This is a genomic window from Neisseria sp. P0021.S005 (assembly GCF_051956955.1).
In genome coordinates this window covers 1-1,914 of record NZ_JBQCWY010000588.1, presented here as the reverse complement: position 1 = coordinate 1,914, position 1,914 = coordinate 1, and the positions used below count along the sequence as shown (strand labels likewise).

Below are 1,914 nucleotides of genomic sequence, written 5' to 3'. Positions count from 1 at the left end.
ATCAAGGATAAGTATGTTAGACAACCTGACCAACCGCTTCAGCAAGGTACTTAAAAATATTCGCGGCCAATCAACGCTGACCGAAGACAATATTAAAGAAGCCTTGCGCGAGGTTCGTCTTGCCCTGCTGGAAGCCGACGTTGCATTGCCCGTCGTTAAAGAATTCGTCAACACAGTCAAAGAACAGGCCCTTGGCCAAGAAGTCGTCGGCAGCCTGACGCCTGACCAAGCCTTTATTGGTGTGGTTAACCAAGCCTTAGTCGAATTGATGGGCAAGGAAAACAAAACGCTGGATTTGTCGGTTTCACCGCCTGCCATTGTTTTAATGGCCGGTTTGCAGGGTGCCGGTAAGACAACAACCGTCGGCAAACTCGCCCGCCTGCTGAAAAACGATCAGAAGAAAAAAGTCTTAGTGGTATCTGCCGACGTTTACCGCCCTGCCGCGATTGAACAGCTGCGTCTGTTGGCCGAACAGGTCGGCGTGGACTTTTTCCCATCCGATACCAACCAAAAACCGGTTGAGATTGCAACTGCCGCCGTCGATTACGCCAAAAAACATTTTTACGATGTCTTGATGGTCGATACCGCCGGCCGTTTGGCAATCGATGAAGAGATGATGAACGAAATCAAAGCGCTTCATGCGGCGGTCAACCCGGTTGAAACTTTGTTCGTTATCGATGCCATGCTGGGTCAGGATGCTGTGAACACTGCTCAGGCATTTAATGAAGCCCTGCCGCTGACCGGTGTCGTATTGACCAAGATGGACGGCGACTCGCGCGGCGGTGCGGCATTGTCCGTACGCCATGTGACCGGCAAACCGATTAAATTTATCGGCGTCGGCGAGAAAATCAACGGCCTCGAACCTTTCCACCCCGACCGTCTTGCCAGCCGTATCCTCGGCATGGGTGACGTATTGACCCTGATTGAAGACGTTCAAAAAGGTATTGATGAAGAAGCTGCCGCCAAAATGGCGAAAAAGCTGCAAAAAGGCAAAGGCTTCGACCTCAATGACTTTAAAGAACAAATCCAGCAGATGCGCAATATGGGCGGCTTGGAAAACCTGATGTCGAAAATGCCGGGCGAACTGGGTCAAATATCGAAACAAATCCCCGAAGGCACGGCCGAAAAAGCGATGGGCAAAGTAGAAGCCATCATCAACTCAATGACTCCAAAAGAACGCGCCAACCCTGCCCTGCTCAAAGCCAGCCGCAAACGCCGTATTGCAATGGGTGCAGGCACGACCGTGCAGGAAGTGAACAAATTGCTCAAACAGTTTGAACAAATGCAACAAATGATGAAGATGTTCAGCGGCAACGGCTTGGGCAAACTGATGCGCTTGGCCAAAGGCATGAAGGGAATGAAAGGCATGTTCCCAGGTTTGTAAGCCGATTTGACAGAAAACGCCGTCTGAAAAGTTTCAGACGGCGTTTTGGTTTTGTATTCAGATTTAAAATCATGAGACCTTAAGCAACCATTTCTTCTATAACATCTAATATAAAAGGCCGTCTGAAATCTATTTTCAGACGGCCTTTATTCATTCAGCCTTCAACTTATTGTGGCTTTTTCTGCTCTTCGCGTACTTTGTCCACCAACTGGTCAATCGTGGTCATGCCGGACTGCCAGTCTTTAAATTCGACTTGGTATTTGCCGCCGACGATAACGGTCGGTGTGCCGCTGATTTGGAATTTATTGGTCAATTCTTCCATTTGAGCCGCACGCTCTTGGCTTTCGGGCGCTTCAAATGCAGCCAATACTTTTTTGCCGTCAAACGCTGTTTGCTCGGACAGCCATTTTTTCAGGGTATCGGTATCGGCCAAGTTGATTTTTTGGTTAACCATCGCATCGAAAATATGGCTGTTGGCTTTATCTGATTCACCGGCCATTTCCACTGCGGCCGCCAAACGTGCCAAAGGT

The 1,914-nt window shown here is 49.2% G+C and carries 2 protein-coding genes; one reads left to right on the top strand and one right to left on the bottom strand.

From position 1 onward, the window contains the following. The first annotated feature begins 13 nt into the window (after positions 1-13). A complete protein-coding gene (gene ffh, locus ACTHUE_RS17220; protein WP_003684000.1) occupies positions 14-1,384 on the top strand; it encodes a signal recognition particle protein in 1,371 nt (456 codons plus the stop codon). Positions 1,385-1,550: 166 nt separating this feature from the next. Here ffh and ACTHUE_RS17215 read toward each other — a convergent pair. Beyond that, the coding region (locus ACTHUE_RS17215; RefSeq protein ID WP_440424052.1) for a DsbA family protein at positions 1,551-1,914 on the bottom strand (364 nt) is incomplete at its 5' end.